At 47.6% G+C, this 24466-nt stretch carries 7 protein-coding genes and 1 pseudogene; all 8 read right to left on the reverse strand.

Features of this window, described 5'->3' with window-relative positions; all coding sequences use genetic code 11:
* Window positions 1–31 precede the first annotated feature (31 nt).
* Window positions 32–781, reverse strand: a pseudogene (locus tag EBB_RS25935) (STN domain-containing protein); the annotation flags it as partial.
* A 682-nt stretch (window positions 782–1463) separates the two neighbouring features.
* Window positions 1464–6026, reverse strand: a complete 4563-nt coding sequence (locus EBB_RS13660; protein ID WP_192394358.1) for a non-ribosomal peptide synthetase — start codon at window positions 6024–6026, stop codon at window positions 1464–1466.
* Window positions 6023–9445, reverse strand: a complete 3423-nt coding sequence (locus tag EBB_RS13665) for a non-ribosomal peptide synthetase (RefSeq protein WP_192394359.1) — start codon at window positions 9443–9445, stop codon at window positions 6023–6025. Before EBB_RS13665 ends, EBB_RS13660 begins: the two co-directional genes overlap by 4 nt.
* The gene (locus EBB_RS13670) at window positions 9442–12777 is read right to left on the reverse strand and encodes a non-ribosomal peptide synthetase (protein ID WP_192394360.1); all 3336 of its coding nucleotides are present in this window, start codon (window positions 12775–12777) and stop codon (window positions 9442–9444) included. The genes EBB_RS13665 and EBB_RS13670 overlap by 4 nt, the downstream gene beginning before the upstream one ends.
* Window positions 12778–12868: 91 nt before the next feature.
* A complete protein-coding gene (locus EBB_RS13675) occupies window positions 12869–16201 on the reverse strand; it encodes a non-ribosomal peptide synthetase (RefSeq protein ID WP_192394361.1) in 3333 nt (1110 codons plus the stop codon).
* A gap of 208 nt (window positions 16202–16409) precedes the next feature.
* A complete protein-coding gene (locus EBB_RS13680; protein WP_192394362.1) occupies window positions 16410–16976 on the reverse strand; it encodes an ankyrin repeat domain-containing protein in 567 nt (188 codons plus the stop codon).
* A 191-nt stretch (window positions 16977–17167) separates the two neighbouring features.
* A complete protein-coding gene (locus tag EBB_RS13685) occupies window positions 17168–18766 on the reverse strand; it encodes an MBL fold metallo-hydrolase (protein ID WP_192394363.1) in 1599 nt (532 codons plus the stop codon).
* 82 nt (window positions 18767–18848) lie between these two features.
* The gene (locus tag EBB_RS13690; protein ID WP_192394364.1) at window positions 18849–24152 is read right to left on the reverse strand and encodes a non-ribosomal peptide synthetase; all 5304 of its coding nucleotides are present in this window, start codon (window positions 24150–24152) and stop codon (window positions 18849–18851) included.
* Between the last annotated feature and the right edge of the window lie 314 nt (window positions 24153–24466).

A 24466-nucleotide genomic window follows, 5' to 3' on the forward strand; every position in this document is an offset into this window, starting at 1 on the left:
TAGACCCCGGCCCTTTGAGAACTTCCACTCGCTCTATATTGGTAGTGTCTCGCTTAGTTCCGGCGCTACCGCCGACAATGGTAGGAATTAAAACTCCATCCCGATAAGTAATATTATTTTGGAAACCTCGGATTTGGTAACCATCTGTCGCGCCTTGATTAATTGCTCCAAGCGTTACCCCGCTTACGTTTTGCACCGCTTTGTCGATACGTGTCACTTGTTGGTCTTGCAATACTTGTTTGGTCACTACCTGTACCGAGAACGGCGTTTCCATAATCGGCGTATCGGTCTTAGTTGCTGTAGAAGCGTTGGGCAAACGATAATCTGAGTTATACGGATCTGTTGAATCATAAACCGCCTTGCCGACCACATGTACCGCCGGCATAGCCGTAGCATCTCTCTCCTTTAAAGTGGGCACTTTTTCCACCGTAATCGAATTCCCCCCAGCCACACGATAGCTCAACCCACTTCCTTTCAATAATTGTTGCAACGCTTGTTCCGCTGTATAGCTGCCTTTCAAACCATTCGATTTAACATCGCTTGCTATCGCAGCCGGATAGCTGAGCTCCACATTGGCAGTTTCAGCCAAGTTATTCAGTGCCGTGGATATGTCGCCGGCAGAAATGTTGAATTCGTAGATTTCACCGTTGCTGGCGCTATCTGCAAACACTGGTGAATTTGCTAATGCGCACAGCAACGCGACCGTTTTTAAGGCATGCGGTTGGTCACATCTTACTAACTTACCCAAATAGAGATAGTTGTGGTTCCGTATATAACGCATGCTGTCCCTCTTAATAATTGATATTGAATGTCCAGTTTCTAGACTATTAATTCGACAAGTTAATTTTTGAACCCTTCGTACCGGTTTATATAGCTAACAAGGACGAACTGATTTTAAAAACTTAACGAGGCTGTATTAATAGAACTGGGGGAGATATTTGAAAAATAGCATTAAACGATACTCTTCTCAGCTAAGAAGACGATTGCTTGACGTATTTTCCCCACTCACTGTCGACACGGTATTGGAAGTACGGTCGCAAGCTGAGCCGGGGCGGAGACACTTGGCAGGAGAATGTCATTGTCTAACGCATATGGCGACCGGTAAACTACGGGTAGGGGGATTGCTGGGACAATTCGCCGACCGAACGAATTATTCGCAGTTTGAAGCATGAGCAACTCAACTACGAAAAACTCAAAACCCAAATCGCGGCAAAACTGAGCGTGATCGATTATTTGGCTTTTATAACGACCGCCGGTCACACTCAACATTGTGAGCTATCAGTCCCCTCTCGAATTCGATAGGGGATTTTATAGAAACGCTGCCAAAACAGGTGTCCGGTTTTTATTGACCATTACAGTTTATAGCGACCTGTCGCCACCGATCGAAGCAGCTGCAGGGCTCCACTTTAAATCCAATGCTTACAGACAGCACACAAACAAACTTATCCAACCCACCTGAAAAGTCATTTCTTGTGGTAATGCTCCGGCTCAGAAATAAAGCCGCTCCGTTTAAAATAAGCTTGATAACGCGTCAATAACTCGCTGTCCAACAAGACACACTCGATCCCTATCTTCGACAAGAAGCTTTGTGTCTCGCGGCAATCGTAACGAACGCTGTTTTCTTCCAATGATTCCGTACCATCATCCTGACTTTGATCGGAAAACAGCGACAGCAACGGCAACAAAGCAAAGTCCGTTAGCTTGCCCGCTTCGGCAATCTCAAAGACTTTTTTCACCCAGTCTCGATAAGGCATACGATCCAGGCGATAACCTAATCGGTTAAAGCTGTCGATTAATTCATCGGAATAAGGCGGGGTAGGATGATTTAAATGAAAATATGCGCCAGCAGAATCCGGCTGTAATGATAACGCGACAATAGACCGGCTTATATAGTCGACCGGCGCCATATCCATGCGGACGCGTTCGGCAGGCGCGCAACCCATTTGTATGCAAGCCTTGATCACCCGGCACAGAAAATCCTCAGTATTCCAATTACCGCTACGGCTGTCACCGGCAACGGTAGCGGGCCGGTAAACCGTCACCTGAAAGCCCCTCCTCGCGGCTGATCTAAGCAGTTTTTCCGCAACCCATTTACTCTGGGCATAGCCATTGGCTAAAGCTGTACAGAGCATCGGTTCATCGCGTTCCCGATGGTCTTGCGGATTGGTGGATACTTCGTTAAACACCGACAAAGTCGAAACATAATGAAGCGCTTTAGCTTTGCGATAACAAGCAAGACGCAACGCAGCTTCTGTACCCAAAACATTGGCGGCCTTTAACGCCTGATAAGGTTGAATAAAGTTAACCAGTGCGCCGTTGTGATAAATGACTTCGACCTGCTCGGCAATTTCTTGGTACCGCAGTTCGGATAGGCCAAATCGAGGCTCCGCTAAGTCCCCGCACACCGCAACAACCCGGCGCCAATCGATACCGTCTTGCAGTTCGTAATGGACGATTTGGCGTTGCAATCGGGTTAAAGCTTGTTGCTCATCAACCGCCCTGACCAAGCAATAGATTTTGGCATCCGTTTGCTCAAGTAACTCAGCCAGCAAAAACGCACCCAAAAAACCGGTCGCGCCGGTCAAAAACAGCGTTTGAGCTGCCACTACATTGATAGGTGCGAACGGTAAAGGAATAATGGCAGGATCAAGTTCTGCTTCGGCTTCAAAATCGATTTTGGCGGCCTCGCTTTCACCAGTATCGATTAACCGCGCTTGCGCTGCGACAGTCGTCATCTCGAAAAAGCTTTTCAGCGGCAATTGAATATTGAATTGTTTTCGCACTGCAACCGACAACTGCGCCGCCAGCAAAGAGTGCCCACCCAGCCTGAAAAAATCGTCATATCTTCCGGCTCGCCCAATACCGAGTATTCCGCACCAAATCGCCGCCACGGCTTTTTCGGTCCGGGTCTCCGGCTCCACATAGCGGCTGCTTAGAGTATTAGTCATATCGGGAGCCGGCAACGCCTTGCGGTCGATTTTGCCGTTTGCGGTCAACGGCATCCGCGCCAAAAATATTACGGCTCCCGGCGCCATATAGCCTGGCAATGAGGCTTTAAGAGTCTCCAGTAGCGCTTCCGCCGTAAGCTGATCGCCACCGACAACATAAGCGATCAACAGCTTGTTGTCGGGCGAGTTTTCTCTGACCAAAACAACAGCCTCATCGACATCGGGATGTTCTAAAAGCCTTGCCTCGATTTCTCCCAACTCGATCCTGAAGCCGCGTATTTTCACTTGGTCGTCGATACGGCCCGAAAACTCGATATTGCCGTCCGGGCGGTAACGCGCCAGGTCTCCGGTTTTATACAGCCTGCCACCGTCATTCAGGAACAGATCGGGGATGAACTTTTCCGCTGTCAGTTCAGGGCGCCGCCAATAACCTCGCACCATGCCTTCGCCGCCTATATACAGTTCGCCCGGCACACCGACCGGAACTGGGGTGCTGCTGCGGTCCAGGATATAAATCCGTACGTTATCGATAGGTCGGCCTATCGATAACGACCTGTTCAAATCGTCCCGATCAGCCAAGTAAACGCTGCTCCAAACCGAGCCTTCGGTAGGGCCGTATTCATTGTATAGAGGTACGTCCGGCAATATCGCATAATGTCGCTTGACGACCTCGGTTGAACACGTCTCTCCGGCAACGATCACTGTTTTCAAAGTTTGCAGCTTAGTTCGTTCTTGTTTCAGCAACAACGCGTAAAAAGACGGCAGAGCCAAGAGATGCGATACCCGCCGCTTGGCGATGATATCGGCCAGCACCGCCGGATCTTTGGCGGCGTCATCCGTCGGCAAGCATAGGCAACCGCCCTGCCCCAGCGTCCAGAACAACCCGGCCACCGAACTGTCGAACGCAAACGACGATAACAATAAATAGGCGTCCACCGGCTCCCGATAACAGTCAACGCGCGCTGTCGTCGAATGCACGGCATTGCGATGCGAGACCATCACACCTTTGGGCAACCCCGTAGAACCTGAGGTATAAATGATATAAGCAAGATTGAGCGGATGATTGCACGGCTCCGGATTAACGTCCGGCCATTGCGAAATCGTTCGCCAATCGCTATCCAGGCAAATCTTGTATTTCGCGTTGTGCGGCAATGCCTCTGCCAGCGCTTGCTGGGTCAGCAGCACGTCAATCCGGGCATCGTTAAGCATGTAGGCGATTCGCTGTTCCGGATACTGTGGATCGATAGGTACATAAGCCCCACCGGCCTTGATGATGCCCAACATGCCGACCGCCATTTCTGGCGAGCGAGCGACACAAAGACCCACTGCCACATCGGGCCCGACGCTTATTGAGCGCAGATAATGAGCCACTTGATTGGCTTTCCCGTTGAGTTCTGCATAGCTTAAAGTCAATCCTGCAAACGCCAGCGCATCGGCGCACGGCGCTTTTTGGGCTTGCATTTCAAACAGCTGGTGCAGGCAGCTATTCGCTGGATAAGCAGCTTGCGTGGCATTCCAATCGAACAGGATTTGCTTGCGTTCCGTCAAAGTCAGCAGTGGCAATTGGTAAAGACGGCTTTGCGGAGCATCGGCAATACCTTGAAGCAACATGACATACTGCTGTGCCAGCCGCGCTATCGTAGCTGAGTCAAATAGGTTGGTGTTGTATTCCAGACTAGTGCAAAGTGCCCCAGTGTCTTCGCGAATATGTAAAGTTAAATCGAATTTAGACACCTTGTTTTCATCGTCGATAGCATCGATTGCCAAATCCGGCAATTTCAGTATCTGCCCCGTTTGATTTTGCAAAACGAACATAACCTGGAACAAAGGGCTGTAACTCAAATTACGTTCGGGATGCAGTACTTCAACCAACTGTTCGAACGGCAAATCCTGATGATTTTGAGCATCTAAAACAGTATTTCTAACTTGAGCCAACAACTCATCGAATTGCGGATTGCCTGACAGATCGGAACGCAATATCAAAGTATTGACGAAGAAACCGATCAAACCTTCTATTTCCAAGCGATTGCGATTGGCAATCGGTACGCCGACGCAAATATCCTGTATACGGGTATAGCGGAATAGCAAGATTTTGAACGCCGTCAGTAATAGCATGAATAAAGTCGCATCGTATCGACGGCTTAATTGATGGACTTGCTCCGCCAGAGCCGCCGGAATTTCAAAGCGATGCAAGGCTCCACAATGATTCATCACCGCAGGCCTTGGTCGGTCGGTTGGCAACTCCAGCAAGCCGGGCGCGCCATCCAATTTATTTCGCCAATAATCGATATGTTGCTGCAACACATTTCCGGAAAGCTTTCGTCGCTGCCAGCAGGCAAAATCGGCGTATTGAACCTGCAACACCGCTAACGGCGAGCATTCACCGCTGCTAAATGCTTGATAAAGCGTTACGAATTCGCGCATCAATATCGCCGCCGACCAACCGTCGAAAACGATATGGTGAAAAGTAACCAACAATATTTTTTCCTGTCTCCCGCCAGTGCCGGACAAGGCGAGCAGCGTTATCCGAAACAAAGGCCCGGACTCCAGACAAAAAGGCTTTGCCGCCTCCTGCCGGGAAAGATCGGCCGCTACTGTCCGGCATAGCGGTTCAGGCAAACCCTTTAAATCGACATCGGCGACAGAAAGCGCGCTTTCCGGTGAAACAGCTTGTGCCGGTACAATGTCATTAACGAAAACGGTGCGCAAATTTTCATGCCGCCGCACGATCTCATTAAAACTTTGCGCCAACGCCGCTTCATTCAAAGACCCGGTCAAACTGAACGCATACGGCATGTTATACAGAGAACTGTCCGGCTCCAACCGGTCCAAAAACCATAAGCGGTGCTGGGCGTAAGATAGCGGTAGCGGTTCCATGCGGCGGCCGGGCATTATCGATACGGATTCTTGCCCGGCTTGGGAAAGCGCTTCGATTAACTCCGCTTTCCTGGATTTGAGCTGGGATTTAATTTCTTCGCTCAGCACATGTTTCGGCGCTTTGCATTTTAAGTTACCTTGTTCGACATAAAGATGCACATGCAAATCGCGTAGCGTCGCGAGCAATTGCTCCAACATCATAGCTCAATGTCCTCAAGCTCGATTTCGGCACTGCTTTCTGCAGCTTTTTGCTGATCTTTGGCCCAAACCAGCAGGTCGACTTTGGCAGCCAACTGGGCAAGACTGGCCGTATCAAACAGGGCCTTTAACTGCAACTGGATCTCGAATCGCATACAAATCCGGGATACCAATTGGGTCGCCAACAGGGAATGCCCACCCAATTCAAAAAAGTTATCCTCGACGCCGACGTTTTCGACACCCAGCACATCCGCCCAGATTCCGGACAAAATTTCCTGTGTGGTGCTTCGCGGCGCGACATACTGTTTAGCATTCGTCACGGTGTTGTCCGGCTGCCGTAAGCGCTTACGATCCAGCTTGCCATTGGCGCTGAGCGGCATACTATCCAGCAAGACAAAAGCGCCGGGAAGCATATAGTCCGGCAAAGTTTCCTGAAGGTGGTGTTTTAGCTGTTCGACGTCGGCCGCCTCCTTGTTGACAACAACTAGATAAGCCACAAGTCGTTTGTCGCCAGGCGTGTCTTCACGGGCAAGGACAGCGGCTTCTTTGATGTTAGGGTGTTTCAGCAGCCTGGCCTCGATCTCGCCTAATTCGATCCTGAACCCCCTAATTTTGACCTGATAGTCGATACGTCCTAGATAATCGATATTGCCATCAATCCGGTAACGCGCCAAATCGCCGGTTTTGTACAGCCGGCTACCCTCTGGTCCGAACGGACTGAGGATAAATTTTTCCGCTGTCAGTTCGGGACGGTTGAGATAACCGCGCCCCAAACCGATACCGGCGATATGCAACTCGCCCGGGGTTCCGAGCGGCACCGGATTAAGCTGCCGATCCAGAATATAAAGCCTAATGTTGGCTATCGGGCGGCCTATCGGAATCGCGGTTTCAGGGCAGTCCGGCAAACAGGCCCAATAACTGACATCTACCGAAGCTTCGGTGGGGCCGTAAAGGTTATGTAATTCTGTCGGCAATTTATTCTGGAAGCGCACCACCAAATCGGCCGGTAAAGCTTCACCGCTGCAAATAACGCGTTTTAACGACGTGCAGGATTCTACGCCCGGAGTGTCGATAAAGGCTTGCAGCATCGACGGCACGAAATGGATCGTGGTGATTTGCTCTCTGATGATGGTATCGACCAATACCCCGTTGTCCTTGTGCTCGTCAGGCTTGGCGACAACTAGTTGCGCTCCCGTCATCAGCGGCCAGAAAAATTCCCAGACCGACACATCAAAGCTGTACGGAGTCTTTTGCAATACGCAGTCACGGCCATTCAGCCGATATTGTTCCTGCATCCACTGCAGTCGGTTGAGGATGCCTTGATGCGTTATGCAGGCAGCTTTTGGTTGTCCGGTGGAACCGGAAGTGTAGATGCAATAGGCCAGGTTTTCAGGCATGAGTTGGATGTCGGGGTTATTGTCCTTAACTTTAGCTATCATGTCCCAATCACCATCCAAACACAGCACAGTCGCGCTAGAGGCCTTGAGTTTCTCTCGGCAGGCTGTTTGGGTCAGCACAACTGCCGCGCCAACATCGCGCAACATGAAATCTAATCGCTCTTGCGGATAGCCGGGGTCAAGCGGCACATAAGCTCCACCGGCTTTGAGTATGCCCAACAAACCAATCACCATCTCTAGCGAACGCTCAAGGCAAATGCTTACCAACACATCCGGCCCAATGCCATGAGCGCCCAGATAATGAGCTAGTTGGTTGGCTTTGCTATTCAGTTCGGCATAGGTTAGTGATTGCCCTTCGAACACCACAGCAACCGCATTCGGTAGTTTTTCCGCCTGGGCTTCGAAGAGGTGTTGGATATATCGGTTTGCAGGATAATCGACTTCAGTTGCATTCCAGTCGATCAGGATTTGTTGACTTTCCCTCTGCGTAAGCAGGGGCAATTCGGATAAGCGACTTTCGGGAGTATCAACAATGCCTTGCAATAAGGTCAGATAGTGTTCTGCAAATCGAGCAATAGTAGTTGAATCATATAAGTCAGTATTATATTCAAAAGTTCCATTTAACACTTCTGATTCATCTTCTTCAATATTTAATGTCAAATCAAATTTTGAAGTAGCACTTTCATTTTCTACAGAACTTATATTTAAATCTGGTAGTTTTAAAAGATACTGCGCTTTGTTTTGTAAAACAAACATTACCTGAAAAAGTAAATTGTAACTTGTGTTTCGTTGAGGATTCAAAACCTCAATCAATTTATCAAAAGGTAAATCCTGATAACTTTGAGCATTGAGTACGGTATGCTTAACTTGGGCAAGCAAGGCGCTGAATCGAGGATTGTTTGACAAATCCGAACGAATAACAAGGGTGTTCACAAAGAAGCCTATCAAACCTTGAATTTCAATTCGATTCCGGTTGGCCGCCGGTGTTCCAACACACAAATCTGTTTGATGGCTGTGACGGAATAATAACACGTTAAATGCAGCCACTAAATAAACGTATAAAGTAACGCCATGTGTCCTGCATAATATCTGGATATTTCTAACCAATAATTTAGGTATTGAAAAACAAAAGCTTCTACCACAATATCGCATTACTGCAGGTCTAGGTCGATCTGTAGGTAATTCAATAATGTTTGAGGCGCCTTCTAATTTTTTACGCCAATAATCAATTTGTTTTTTCAGATTGTTTCCTGTCAACCATTTCTGTTGCCAATAGGCAAAATCCGCATATTGAATAGATAATTCCGGTAAAGAAGCCATGCCTCCCTGATGGAATGCACCATAAAGTGCAACGAATTCACGAATTAAAACTCCGGAAGACCATCCATCAGAAATAATATGATGTAACACAATAAGCAAAATAGCTTCTTTTTTACTTGTATCTCGAGATAGATTTAGTATTGTAGCCCGTGCTAAAGGCGCTTCTGTTAAGTCAAAAACCCTCAGCTTTTCCTTAACAATCAAATTATCCATTGCTGTTTGACGTGTAATACTTGGTAATTCGGCCAAATTAACATAGGCAACAGAAAATGCAGATTTGTCTGAAATTAACTGATGTACTTGCTCATTCTCTGTCACAAAACTAGTTCGTAATACTTCATGTCGACGAATTATTTCATTAAAGCTTTGTTCCAAAGCAATGGTATTTAAATTACCCGCCAGTTTCAACGTTATTGGTATGTTGTAAAAAGAGCTATCCGGCTCTAGTTGATTAAGAAACCATAATCGTTGCTGAGCGTAAGATAGCGGAATTAAACCTGTCCGACTTACTGGAGCTAGATGTGAATTGTCAACCTTTCTCTCATTAGCTAACAATTCAATTAACTCATTCTTTCTATAGCGAAGTTGATCTATTATCTCTGAACTCAATACACTTTCAGGTGCCTTACATTTTAAATACCCATCGTCCAGATAAATATAAATATCCAAATCTTTCAGTTTCTTCAGCAAGTCAGCGGCACTCATAGTTTAATTTCCTTATATTGAATATTGCTAGCTGTCCCTGATTTGTTATTGTTATCCAGAATCCATGCAGCCAAATCAATTTCTTCAGCCATTTTTCTGACCGACTTAACTTCAAATATAGTTTTTAGCGGAAAATCTATATTAAAATAATTACATATCTTTGACATCAACTGAGTCGCTAATAAAGAATGCCCTCCTAAGTCAAAAAAACTATCTTCCACGCTTATCTTATTAACTTTCAGAACTTCCTCAAATATTCTTACCAAAGCCTTTTCGGTTTCTGACAAAGGCGCAATGTATCCTTTTGTAAATTGATTACAAAAATCGGGGACTGGTAAAGCTTCCCGATCAAGCTTTCCATTTGCTGTTAATGGTAATCTTTCAAGAAAAACATACGAACTTGGACACATATAGTCAGGCAACTCAGCTCTCATGAACTCCATCAAATCAGCAATATTAAAATCATCTTTTTCTATAGTAACTAAATAGCCTACAAGCCGCCTATCTCCAGTCATATCTTCTTTAGCTACTACTACGGAATCTACAACCTTATGATGCCTTAACAGGTGCATTCTTATTTCTTCTAATTCGATTCTGAATCCACGGATTTTTAATTGATCATCAAATCGACCCAAGAACTCTATATTCCCATCAGGTCGATAACGAACCCAGTCACCGGTTCTATATAAACGGCTACCATCACATTTGAATGGATTAGGAACAAACTTATCGGCTGTTAAATCGGGCCTATTTATATAACCACGCGCCAATCCAAAACCACCAATATAAAGTTCCCCTATAACTCCTATTGGAACAGGTAATAACCGTTTATCTAGAACATATACATACACATTGTCAATAGGTCTGCCAATAGGTATTGAATGGATTATAGTATAATTATCAATATATTCATTTACATCAAGCGTCAACGAACCGATAGTGGCTTCAGTTGGACCATAATGATTTATTAGTTTACAGCATCCAATATCATTGATAATCTTTTCAGACAGCCCGACGGACATAGTTTCACCACCCACAACAAGGCAATCGCCAATCTGCATATTTATTTTATTCGATCCATCTAGTAAAGAATTTAAATGAGTTGGAACCATTTTAATAATATCAATCTTTGTGTCTGATAGGGACTGATAAAACTTACTACTATCCATTACATTTTCATAACTTAGGACATTAAGACACCCTCCTGATAATAATGAAATAAATATTGAAGTATTGCCTAAATCAGCACTTATGGTCGAAACAATCGCAAAACGTAACCCTGGTTTTACGCCAATTTTTCTTATCATTGAGAAAACGTAATTTACTAAACCATGATTAGTTATTGACACGCCTTTAGGTTTGCCAGTCGACCCAGAAGTAAAAATAACATACACCAAGCTACCAATATAATTCTTAGCGTTTAAATTATCTATCCAGTTTATGTTATAAAATAACGAATAATTATCCAAGCAGATAGCATCGCCTTTCCAGCCTGTGAACTTTGAAAGAATTTCTTCTTGAGTTAAAAGAATAGATACCTTAGTTTCATTTAATAAAAATTCTAAACGTTTCGAAGGAAAGTATGGATCTATGGGAACATAAGCTCCGCCCGCTTTTAAAATACCCAACAACCCAATAATCATTTCCAACGAACGGTCAACGCAAAGACCCACAAGCATCTCTGCTCCTACGCCTTTTGAACGCAAATAATGGGCTACCTGATTAGCCCTAATATTGAGTTCTTTATAGGTTAAAGAGCGGTCTTCAAAAATAACTGCGATAGCGTTTGGAGTTTTTTCAACCTGTTCTTCGAACAATTGAAAAATGCATTTTTTTTCTTCAAATATAATCCTGGTTTGGTTCCAGTCTTCCAATATTAATCGATTTTCATCAGCTGTCAGCAGAGGCAAATCAGAAATTGGAGTATCTGGACAATCGAGTACACTTTCCAATAACTTTTTTAGATTATTGGCCATTCTATATATAGTCGATTCGACGAATAATTCTGTACTATATTTAAAAGTACAACGTATATTTTTCTCTAATTTAGATATACTCAAAGTCAAATCGAACTTGGCGGAATTCATTTCCGCATCGACTATATTAAGCTTCAATTCCGAAACACTTAGCGTATCCATTGGCGCATTCTGGTAAACCAGCATCGCCTGGAACAAAGGAGTCCGGTTTGGCTCTCGTTCCAGTTTCAATTCTTCGACTAATCGCTCGAATGGCAAATCTTGGTTGTTTTGTGCATCCAGGCTATTTTTTCTGACATTATTTAGCAATTCGATAAAGGTCGGATTACCGGATAAATCGCTTTTCAGCACCAGAGTATTGACGAAAAACCCGATCAGGCTTTCGATATCCCGACGGTTGCGATTGGCAATTGGATAACCGACACAGATAGTGCTCTGGCCGGAATAACGCGACAATAAAATAATGAATGTCGCCATCATCACCACAAACAAAGTCGTATCGGCTTGACGGCTTAATCGGATCAATGCTGCGGTTGTTTCGTCATTCAACTCGAACTCATGGCTCGCACCGTGATATGACATTACCAACGGTCTGGGCCGGTCGGTCGGCAACTCCAACGCTCTAGGCGCATTCTCCAGGTATTGCCGCCAATAAGCGATTTGTTTGGCGTATAGCTCACCTTGCAGGCGATTACGTTGCCAGTCGGCAAAATCTGCATATTGAATCATCAACTCCGGTTCGGATGACGGATTGCCGCTTTTAAAGGTCTGGTAATACGCCCCAATCTCCTTGATAAGCAACCTTAGCGACCATTCGTCAGCAACGATATGATGCAAGGTCATCAATAATGCATAACGTTCGCCGTCCAGTTTTAGCAAAGTAGTTCTTAACAGCGGCGGCTGCTTAAGATCGAAAACACGATGCGCTTCCTGCACTTCAAGGGTTTTGACGATGCTTTTCTGTTGCAATTCGTCCATCCCGGTTAAATCTATATGGTTAATGGTTATTGCGCTATTTACCTCTACGGCTTGCCGAACTTCGTTTTCGATTGTCACAAACGAAGTTCTTAACGCTTCATGCCGACGAACGACTTCATTCAACGCTTGTTCCAATATCGATATGTTCAGGTTGCCTTGCAATTGCACCAGCCCGGCTATGTTGTAAAAAGGGCTATCCGGTTCCATTTGCGCTAAAAACCATAGCCTTTCTTGTGCAAACGATAACGGGCACAGCGAGAAATTCGCTCGTTTACTGATGGTCTGGTTAACAAAAACCGATCTGTCCTTGATGCGTTTTAACAGCAACGCTTGTTTTTCTTTGGAAAGATCGGCGATTCGGGCGGTGTGACTGGGCATGTTTAAAAAATCCTGTTCTTTAGTAAGTAGGAGAGAGCCATGCCCGCGACGGCTACCATCATCGCGGGTATATCGCTGGCATGGTCAGTTCCTACAGTATCGTAAGCAAATGACCGGCTTCTTCGTCTGAAAGCTGATCGAGTTCATGCAGTAACTCGTCCAAAGAACGGCTATCTTGCTGCTGAATTTGCAGCTGGGCTATATCGGCAGCCAGCAATTCGATAGTCGACGATTCAAATAACATCTCTGTCGGAACATCTACATTGAAAGCGCATTGAATACGGGACAGAACCTGAATGGCCGCCAACGAATGACCGCCTTGCTCAAAAAAATCCGTGTCTACGCTAACCGTTTCGAGACCCAGCACTTCCCGCCAAATATCGGCCAGCGCCGCCTCAATCGAATTTGATGCTAGTTTCAATTTTTGGGATTGCAAAGCCGGTTCCCTGATATTCAACAGCGCCAATCGATCCCGTTTCCCATTAGGCATTAACGGCAATTCATCCAATCCTATATAGTTCGACGGCAGCATATAATCCGGCAGCATTTGTTTAAGATAAGCCTGCAAAACAGGTGGTTCAGGTACAGCGGTCGATGGCTGCCCAACCAAATAAGCAACCAGTCTTTTACTGCCGGATGCTTCGTCTCTTACCAGAACGGCGGCATCCTTAATGGCGGGATGCTGTTGCAAGCGCTCTTCGATTTCGCCCAACTCGATCCGATAGCCGCGAATTTTGACTTGGTTGTCTATGCGGCCCAGACATTCAATTTCGCCATCGGCGCTAAAGCGCGTCAGATCGCCGGTTTTGTAGAGCCGCTCGCCATTTGAACTGAACGGATTGGGAATAAATTTTTCCGCAGTCAGCGCAGCTTGATTCACATAGCCTTGCGCCAAACCGGCCCCGCCTATGCACAATTCGCCGTTAACACCTATCGGCACCGGTTGGCATTGCCGATCAAGAATATAAATCCGCACATTATCAATGGCCCGGCCTATCGGCAGCGTGACCCCGGAATCAGTTTTTTTGCTGCGATAAACGCTGCTCCAAACAGTGCCTTCCGTAGGGCCGTATTCGTTGTAAAAAGAAACATCGGGCAGCTTGCGGTGATGTTCCACGGCGATGACGACCGAACAAGCCTCTCCGGCAACGATAACCGCTCGTAGGGTTTTTAATTGGGCAAGATTCCTGTCATTGATAATAGCTGTGTAAAATGAAGGGAGGGCCAGCAGATGACTAACCCGGTGTTGCTTAACCAGTCCGGTCAAGGCTGCGGCATCGGTTAACTCTTCCTGTTGCGGCAGACACAGGCATCCACCTTGGCTTAAGGTCCAAAATATCCCGGCAACCGAGCTGTCGAATGCAAACGAGGACAGCAGTAGAAAGCACTCTAGCGGCTCGCGGTAATAATCAGCCCTGACCAATGTCGAGTTCAGCAAATTGCGATGGCTGACCGCTACGCCTTTAGGCTTTCCGGTGGAACCGGAGGTATAAATGATATAGGCGGTATTGCCTAGTGAAATGGGGCAATACGACGTGTGCGTTGTTTTGCCTTCAGCCGAATCTTCATCCAAGCAAAGTATCTTGATCGCGCGATGCTGAAACTTGTCGGCCAACGCGCTTTGCGTCAGCAATAATTCGATACCGGCATCGTCCATCATATATTCCAAGCGTTCTTCGGGATAACTGGGATCCAATGGGACGTAAGCGGCGCTGGCCTTGAGCACGGCCAGCAATCCGACAATCAGCTCTATGGAACGCTCGGCACAGACGCCAACCCGGCATTCCGGGCCGATTCCCAAATCCAGTAATTGTTTGGCCCATAATTCCGCGCGACTGTTAAGTTCGCCGTAACCGATACTTTGACCTGCGAAAACCAGCGCTGTTTTATCCGGCGTCATTTGCGCCTGCGCTTCAAAAAGCTGGTGAATTAAAAGTTTATCCGCCGTAGAGCACGCCGAGCGCGCCACACCACTCCATTCGTCAAGCAACAGCCTGGTTTCCGCTTCAGTCAGTAGCGGTAATTGTTTCAGCGGTAATTCGGGGCTGCTGACTATGCCCGCCAGCAGCATTTGCAAATGTCCAGACATTCTGTCGATGGTTGTAGCGTCGAATAAATCGGTGCTGTATTCGAAGTTTCCGAACAGCTTGCCGTCACATTCATTGATAAGTAAAGTCAGGTCGAATTGGGCCATACGGTTATTCATTGCCAACGGCACGACCGACAAATCCTGCATCCGGAAATCAGGCATCGGCACATTCAGCACTGTCAGCATCACCTGAAACAATGGCGTATGGCCGGCATTACGAACCGGATTTAGCGCATCCAGCACTTGACCGAAGGAAAGTTCCTGGTGGCTTTGATCCTGCAAGGCCTGTTCACGCAGTTGCAACAGCAGTTCGGAGAACGGCATATTCGGTTCCAGCTGGCAGCGTAGCACCAGCGTATTTACAAAAAAACCGATTAAAGCCGCGGTTTGAGTTTGATTGCGTCCAGCCACCGGATAACCAATACACAGATCCTTATTGCCTGTATAGCGATACAGTAGCGTATTGAAGGCGGCGGCCATGACCATGAAAAGTGTGGCATGGTATTGTTTACCCAGTTCCTTGACCGCACCACTTAACTCCGCGGAAAGTTCAAACCTGTATATATTGCCGCAGTAGCTGGAGCGCGGCGACCGTGGCCGGTCCGTAGGCAACTCCAGAAGCGGTGGCGCGCCGGTCAATTTCTGCCGCCAATATTCCAAATGCCTGGCCCAATTTTCCTGCTGCTGGCGTTGCCATACGCAAAAGTCTCCGTATTGGATTGGCAATTCCGGCAAGGACGACGGCTTGCCGTGGCCGTATGCAGCGTACAGCGCGGCAACCTCTTGCATCAACACACCGACCGACCAGCGATCGGAAACGATGTGATGTAGTGCTAGCAATAGAATATGCCGCTGCTCGCTCAATACTACCAGCAGCGCCCGTAACGGCAGCTGGCAGGTAAGTAGAAACGGTTGATGGATAAAATCGTCGGCGCGTTGCTGAAATAATTCCATCGCACTATCGTGGCTAAAGCCTGTGAAATCCAGACACGACAGTGGCATCCGGCTGTCAGGCAAGACTTGCTGACCCTCGGCGACAAACAGGCTGCGTAAAATTTCGTGGCGCCTGAGCACTTCGTCCAGACTATGTTGCAAAGCTTGCACATTCAGCAAACCGTCGTATTGCACGGCTCCGGCAACGTTGTAAACCGGATTGTCCGGCTCCAGCTGCGACATGATCCACAAGCGTTCCTGCGAATACGACAAGGGAACTGGTTGATCCTTATTACGTTTTGTAATAGCGCTTTTAGCCGGAATATTGGTTTTGTTGAGTCTGGTTATCAGTTGTGTGTGATTGGCTGACTGTTGTTTTTCCGATTCTTTAGTCTTGATCATGATTTTTCCATAGTGAAGTGGTACATAGCCTTAAATACAGCTATATCCATCCAGGTTATCAACAGCAGCAGCGTTAAATGGAGCAGCAAAAGTATGTCCGACTGCGTTCTTAACGGTTTCTTCGGGACGGACAAACCCTCGCCTAACAACTGTTAAGGTTATACTGAGCGGGCTCCCAACAAGATTGGCTTTTGACTTGCTGCCACGATTAGGCTTTCTGACATCTTGACGCATAGTCAGCGGCCAGTTCTAAGTCTGTTGGTACATGAAACCCCAACCGGTTTCGACAGTAATCTCGCCAATCATCTGAGTCTGAATCAAACACTACATTCTCATTCGGCCACATTGATGCAGTAACGCTAAAATCCTGGTGCAAGTAGACCACTGCGTCGTCAGACAATGATTGTTTAATCTGCCACTCTGGAAATTCACAGAATGCGTTGACGGGATAGGCCTTGCAAAAGGGCCTTGCAGGTTTTTCTGAATCAATTTCGCTTTCTTGTTCTGCTTTTTGCAGTAAAGTTGCGGTTTCTACTCGTGCAGCAGCCAAGGCAATTTGATAAGGTGTCCTCAGATCACGACCGCTATTGATTGGATTGGCTCCTGCTTCGAGTAATAGCTTCACTATTTCTGTGTCGCCGCGGCCCGCAGCCCAATTTAATGCTGTCCAGCCATAATCGTCTTTTTGTTCCAAGTCTTCGCCATTTTTAATCAAGGCTTGTACTCGTTTAATGTCACCGGCCTCAGTCGCTTCAATCAGTTGTGGTTTGTTCATAGATCGTTTCCTTAATAGAGAATGATTTGAATTGGTTATGACCTGGCAATAAATCAGCTTTTATAGGATGCCGAATAGTTTCGTGGAATCATTTATCTGGTCTTGGATTCATTGCTAATTAGGACGGTTGTTTATCATTTTTTTTCCTCATTGATTTATTGCACTTTCTTTGCTTATCGGTTGGATATCTCTTACATAAAAATTTCGTCTCGCCCGTACAAACGCCGGGCATCGCTAAAGCCAAGCTCATGACAAACCGCTAACATTTTGTTGATTTCGCGAATATAGGCATCGTCATCTTCAGGCTCCAGCGCCATAAAATATTGCAGCCACGGCTCGCGACCAATGGCGTAGACGTAGACCCGACAGGCGCCGACGGCATCCAGTAACTGCAATGCGCCTTCGGCATTGCTACCGTTGGAGCGTCTGGCCTGACAGTGCTTGTGATCCGGCAGCTTAGGTAATAAAGCGCCGTAAACCCAGGAGAGCGGTGCGCCAATGCATTCCATGCCTAAAAACACAGTGTCGATAGGCCCGTATTCAGCACATAGATTCTGGTACATGTGCTTATCGAGGCAGTTCGAATCGGCAGCAAATAATAATTTTCGATTCCCGACACGAACTAAATAGGCGCTTTTAGCAAAAGGCAAATCATTGTGTTCGCCCAGGAAAGGTACAGCGACGATCTCACCACCGGTAAACGAGATGCTGTCTAACGGATCAACTTCAACGACCTGCTGAAAGCCTAACTCCCTAGCCAGCAGTTTCATCGAGATATCGGCATAAAAAATGCCCGAGCTTTTAGGTACAACCAGGCAACCAATTTTATGCCGTAACCGCAATAGGGTTTCGAAGACATAATGGTCGTGATGAACATGTGTAATTAGCACGTAGTCGATATGTGCCGGCAAATCCTGAAAACTATAACGGTCTATTCCACCCTGACTGGGTTTTACAGCAATGAAGGGATCAACCAGCACGGCAATACCAGCGGTTTCGATTAAAACGCCGGCATGACCAAGGTATCGGACGCGCGCACCTTGTCCTTGCCAGGATTCGGCACTGCGAGCCGATTGCTCGGTCAATAAACGGATCAGTTTATCTTCGTCGCAAGCATCCAAACCCAGAACCTCCCGGATATAGCCCAAGGATTGAGGCTGACTATCCAGTTTGAATAATTCATCGACAGCCGACTCGGCAAACGGAATCTGCCAAGATACGCTATCGTCATCGGGCAGGCGTGGCGTACTCATGTAATACGCACGGGCTCTGTCGTGGGTTTGGGTAAAAAGCCGTAACGATTGCAAGTGCTTTTTATAATGCCGGCTTTTGTAAAACAGGCTCTCGATACAGCGGACAATAGGGCGGTTGTTATAGTCATAGAGTAATTCGACGTAACCGCGTAAGGACTTAGGCAATAGAGGGTAATAAACTTCCAGACTTTGCCCGATAGCCTCTCGATCCAGCAAATTCTGAAATGCGATGAGATCTTCGGCCATTTGCAGGCTTTCCGCATGCTCACCACCCATACGGTCCAACATTTTCGCAATATCAGCGACCCTGTCGATCGGTACGTTGACAAAAGGCCCACCCAGCAGTTTTGGATTAGCGCTGGATTTAAGATGAATTTCCGGATTTTGCAGGTACGAGGTCAGATTTTTCTTCTGATAATTCAGCATATGCAAGCTGTAGGGGACCGGCGAAAAAGTGTGCGGCCAGGCAACCCAGTGATCAACCAGAGCTTCTACTGCAGTGGAATCGGCAAGTCGGTATAGGGCTCTGTCGTTCATGGTTTCCGTTTCCTATTCATTAATTTGTTATCAAGCCATGGGAAACGAACCAATTCGCCCCAAAAGCCTATGCAATTCGTCATCATTCCTCACTCTGACATTCAGCCATGCGATCAACGAATTTGGCTAGCGTCGTTGCCTCGAACAACACGTTGACGGGTAGATCGATTGCAAACATGTCCTGTATCTTTGCCATCACTTGCACGCCGGCGAGTGAATGTCCTCCCAGTTCGAAAAAGTCGTCGTGAATGCTCAAGCGGTCAATACCCAACACTTCACACCAAATAGACGCCACAGCTTCCTCGGCCTCATCGCGCGGCGCCACAAAGGCGTATTGATCGTCGGTCCGAATTTCCGGCATTGGCAGCGCTTTGCGATCCAGCTTGCCATTGGCATTCAACGGCATGGATTCAAGCCATACCCAGGTCGATGGCTGCATGTAGTCCGGCAATCTATCCCTAACCAAAGATTTCAGTGCATCTTGAATAGCGGCCTCACCACTCCAATAGGCGACTAGCCGCTTCATACCTGGTGTATCTTCTCGAACGATGACTGCAGCACTAGACACGGCCTGATGTCGAAGTAAGCACGCTTCGATTTCGCCGAGTTCAATGCGATAGCCTCTGATTTTGACTTGCTGATCGAAACGCCCTAAAAACTCGATATTGCCGTCCGCACGATATCTCACCCGATCGCCAGTTCGGTATAAGCGCCCGCCGTTGTGCGCGAACGGATCCGGTACAAAGCGCTCAGCCGTCAAACCAGGCTGGCCAATATACCCGCGGCTAATACCATCACCACCAACCAGTAATTCACCTGCCACACCGATCGCAACGGGATGCATCGCTGCATCAACGATGTGGATACGCATATTAGTAATAGGGGTGCCGATCGGTAGCGTTGCATCACAATCAGTTGGTTGAACGCGATAAACACTGCACCAAACGGTGGCTTCGGTCGGGCCATATTCATTGAATAACCCGATGGTCGGTAAACGCGCGTGATGCAGTTCAGCCAAAACACCTGGACAGGCTTCGCCGGCGACAATAATGGTACGTAGGCTTTGCAAAGCGACGCTGGGAACATGTTCCAGCAAGAGCTGATATAACGATGGCAAGGTTAAAAGGTGTGTGACCTGGTTGCGCTCAATCAAGGCCCCCAATCCCAGCGGCTCTTTCAGCAGGTTGTCGTCAGGCAAACACAGAGAGGCTCCCTGGCTTAGGCTCCAGAAAATGCCAGCCACCGAGCTATCGAATGCAAACGACGGTAATAGCAGGTAACAATCAAGCGGTTCGCGATAGTAAGTGCTTCTCGCCAATGTTGAATGCAACAAATTGGCATGGCTGACCACCACTCCTTTGGGTTGGCCGGTCGAACCGGAGGTGTAAATCAGGTAGGCAGCGGATGTTGGAAATCGCTTAACTGATGGGTTAGTCGCACTGTATGCACCGAACCAATGCGGTTCGTCGACGCAGATTTTCACCAAGTGACCGCAATCCAGAGCCGGTGCCAAGGACATCACGGTCAACAGCCAATCGACCCCGGCATCCTGAAACAAATACGTTTGTCGTTCTTGAGGATAGCTTGGGTCAACAGGAACATACACCGCACCTGCTTTCAAGATGGCCAACATGCCAATCAATAAGGCAGAACCACGGGGCATACTTAACGCGATGCGACGCTCCGGACCGGCACTCTGTGCGATCAGATAATGCGCCAGCCGGTTAGATCGCTCATTTAATTCAGCATAAGAAAGCCGCTGCTCGCCATATATCAACGCCGTTGTCTGGGGCTGGTTATCTACAACCGCTTCAAATAGATCAACGATACTCCGGTGCTCCGGATAATAAGTCGTTGTGGTATTCCAGGCAGCCAGCTGCTGTTTTTCCGGTACAGTCAAAAACGGTAATTGACTCAAACGGGTGTTGGGTTCCGCCAATATACCGTTCAGCAGACATTGAAAATGTCCCAGCATACGCAGTACCGACAATTGGCTTACGACGTCACAACGATAGCTGATCACTGCGGTCAAACCCTCACGGACTTCCGCGCACAGCAGGGCCAAATCGAACTCTTCCGATCTTTCCGGCAAGGCAACCGTTTCAACCGTAATATCGCTCCACTGGCCGGCAATACCCGATTGTCCCAAGGCCAGCGCCGCCGCCAATGGATCATCTGCGGACTGCAACACAAACCAAGTCCGAAATGGCGCTATATCGTTGGCTGTGCGATGCAATACTTTCTCCACCAACAAAGCATAGGGATAATGCTGATGTTCGAGCGCTTCCAACACAGTGGTATTGACATGAGCCAAGTAATCGCAGAATGGCTGTTCGCCATGAGGTCGACTACGCAATGCGACTGGATTGACAAAATAACCGACTAAATCGGCAAATTCACGTCTGGGTCGTCCTAAGGTTGGACTGCCGACGATCAGATCGGTTTGACCGCTGTAGCGGTACAGCAGGGTCTTAAAGATACTCAATAACAGCGTATACAGCGTGGTGTGATGGGTGGCGGCCAAGCGCTTAAGTTTATTCAACGTTTCAGTCGAAATATGTAGCGTTTCCGCGGCGCTTTGGTATGAATCGGCACCGGCTGATGAACGTTCACCTGGCAGCTCCAACCTTGGTAACTCAGCAGCCAGCTGCTGCCGCCAATAGTTCAAGTCTTGTTCTGCGGCAGTGCTGTCCAGATAATTCCGTTGCCATGCGACATAATCCGAGTAAACCGAAGTAGAGGATGACAATAGAGATGTCTGACCGGCGCTTTGAGCTAAATAGAGTGTTTGTAACTCCGTCAGCAATACTTGCAGAGAACGAAAATCGACGATCAAATGATGCGCACAAAATGCCAGAACAGGATTGGCATCATCACAACTGAATACCCCGCATCTCAGTAGCGGCCCATGCTCTAGGTCAAACGGCTTGTTGACAAAAAGTTGCAGATTCTTCATTTGCTGCGAGTGATCGCAACAATCAACCTGCTCCAGCCATGGCTCTAGTTGGTCAAGAGGTAGACAAACCGGATGTTGATCGGTGCCCAGCTTAAACCCAACACGTAATTGCGAATGTCGCTGATGTAATTCAATCAGTGCGCGACCCAGAGCTTCGCGGTTTAATTTGCCCCTGATTTGCAATGCAATGAGTATGTGGTGCAAGGCTTTGCCCGATGCTAATTGCGCTTGGGTCCACAATGCCTGCTGGTTGTAAGACATCACGGAGTTCAAAGCCCTATCTATGTCGGCGCTGGCAATAGAAACAGGCGCGTTGGCGGCAAGTTTGGCCAGACTCAGCGCGGTTACAGCACAAGCAGATAAGGTTGAGCTACCGAGTAAGTCAATGATGGGTAGATCGATGCCCAGCAAGTCATCGATGAAATATTTCATTTCCACGGCTTTCAACGAATCCAAACCCAGTTGCGATAGTGTATGGGTTGATTCGACAGTGCCAGCAGCCAATCCGGATAACGCTGCGGCTTTCAGTGAAAGATGTTCTGCCAATAAATCGGCGGCATTGCCGCTATCCATCGTGAGTAAAGCTTGGCGCAATAAGCGGTGTTCGTTCGCCCCCGGATCAACATTCACTAAAGACTGTGATATCTCGCTCGACACTTGCAAGTTGTCTATGGCGATAAATTCAAACCCCTGCTGAATAAAAAGCTCACGGCAAGCATTTCGCCGAAGTTTTCCGCTACTGGTTTTTAAAATAGTGCCGGGCTTTAGAAACAAAATCTGGTCGGCCTGGATACCGCATTCTTCGGTTAATCGGGTACGGATGGCAGAGAATTCGCTTCGATAATCTTCTTGTCTGACGCGATTGCGCTTTAATTCGGCTAATACAATCAACTGTTCGCCATCGCCTTCATCAACCGAAAACGCGACTGTTGAGGCAGGATTCAACGCATCGGTTGCTGCTTCGACAGCATACTCAAGATCGTGCGGATAATAATTACGGCCACGAATAATGATTAAGTCTTTTAACCGCCCAGAAACGAACAATTCTCCGCCGTCGATAAATCCCAAGTCACCAGTGCGTAACCAGGATTGGCCATGGGCATCGTTAACAAATGCTTTTCCGCTAACTTCAGGGTTCTGCCAATAGCCCTGGGCGATACTGGGACCGCTCAGCCAGATTTCTCCGATTCGACCATTCTGGCAACAAGTCGCGTTATCAGGATCGACAATACGTAAGTCTTGTCCATCATGAATATCGATGGTTCCGCATCCTACAAGGCTTCTGGCATTTAATTGATTGCCATCTACTGAATCGACTATACGGTGCTCCAAAGCAGCCTTATCAAATGCTGCAATCCTTGGAAGGGATTGTTTAGCACCGCCAGTCGCCAAGAGCGTTGCTTCGGCCAGGCCATAACAGGGATAGAATGCTCGCCGCTGAAATCCACATGCCTTAAATGCGTCGCTGAATCGCTGCAGGGTCAGCGGATTGATAGGTTCGGCGCCATTGAATGCCAGTTGCCAACTGCTGAGATCAATCCCCATCAACTCATCGCGACTGATTTTTTGGACGCACAAATCGTAAGCAAAGTTAGGACCGCCACTGGTATGCGCACGGTAATCGCTAATGGCTTGCAACCAGCGTAGAGGTTTTTCCAAAAAGGCCATCGGGGACATCAAAACGGCGCTAGCCCCGCAATACAATGGCTGCATGACATTGCCGATCAGGCCCATATCGTGATATAGCGGTAGCCAACCAACCACGGTCGAGCGTTCGTCGTGGCCAAATCGGCGTTTGATTAACTGTTGATTAGCCATCAGGTTACCGTGGCTAATCATCACCCCTTTTGCATCACCGGTAGAGCCCGATGTGTATTGTAGAAAGGCCAAATCCTTGGCTTGTAAGATAGGGGACTGCCATGAGCTTGCATCGACACTGTGTTCGACCACATCAGTTTGCACCCAATGCTTGTCTAACAAATCACCCGTGGCGCCGGGGAAGTGACGAATATTGTTGGCAACTTGCCGGGTGGTAAGAATTATTTTGGCTTTGCTGTCAACAAGAATGGCCTGTAGCCTGGGCATATGCCGATTATTACTCGGCGGATAGGCCGGAACAGCAATCGCCCCCGCATAAAGGCAAGCAAAAAAGGCTACGATGTAATCCAGGCCGGGTGGATAGAGTAATAATGCTCTTTCACCTTGCATATCCTTCTGTTGCAACGCAGCTGCCAATTGCCTGGCTTTTGAATTGAGTTCGTCGTAGGTCAGCGGATGCTCGCCCAATACCCCATAATCCAAGAATGTATACGCGATCCGGTGAGGGTTGCACTCTGCGCGTTGTTGCAACACATCCGTCAGAGAAGTGGCTCCTTCAAGCACTAGAGCATCATCGGTGGAATTTTCTAAATCACGTCGTTCGTTTAACACATACCCTCCATCCTATCCAACACGATGCTGCATGAAATGTCGTCTTTAACTTGCCATCTCTAATTTTCAACTGCAGGCAACTCATATATCTGCGCACTGCCTTTATTCATTCCTGATAGAACTTGAACGTTTTGACGATAGCGTCTTGAGCCGAATAACAAAGCAAACCCAAACGATCAAGGCCACTTATGTATAAAGAAGACGACTAATGGAAATAATTTCCCCACCAAAATGTTGGCCCAGCAACAGCCCCAAACCCCTTTGAAGTCAATTGGTATTCGGCCAAGCGCTGCAGCTGAGCGCAAATTCGTCGT

Source organism: Methylomonas fluvii, from assembly GCF_014850975.1.
Taxonomy (GTDB): domain Bacteria; phylum Pseudomonadota; class Gammaproteobacteria; order Methylococcales; family Methylomonadaceae; genus Methylomonas; species Methylomonas fluvii.

What these genes read in the sequence shown, in the direction of transcription:
- EBB_RS13665 (WP_192394359.1), bottom strand. Translation starts at nt 9,445, where the DNA reads ATGAGTGCCGCTGACTTGCTGAAGAAACTGAAAGATTTGGATATTTAT.
- EBB_RS13680 (WP_192394362.1), bottom strand. Translation starts at nt 16,976, where the DNA reads ATGAACAAACCACAACTGATTGAAGCGACTGAGGCCGGTGACATTAAA.
- EBB_RS13670 (WP_192394360.1), bottom strand. Translation starts at nt 12,777, where the DNA reads ATGCCCAGTCACACCGCCCGAATCGCCGATCTTTCCAAAGAAAAACAA.
- EBB_RS13660 (WP_192394358.1), bottom strand. Translation starts at nt 6,026, where the DNA reads ATGATGTTGGAGCAATTGCTCGCGACGCTACGCGATTTGCATGTGCAT.
- EBB_RS13685 (WP_192394363.1), bottom strand. Translation starts at nt 18,766, where the DNA reads ATGAACGACAGAGCCCTATACCGACTTGCCGATTCCACTGCAGTAGAA.
- EBB_RS13675 (WP_192394361.1), bottom strand. Translation starts at nt 16,201, where the DNA reads ATGATCAAGACTAAAGAATCGGAAAAACAACAGTCAGCCAATCACACA.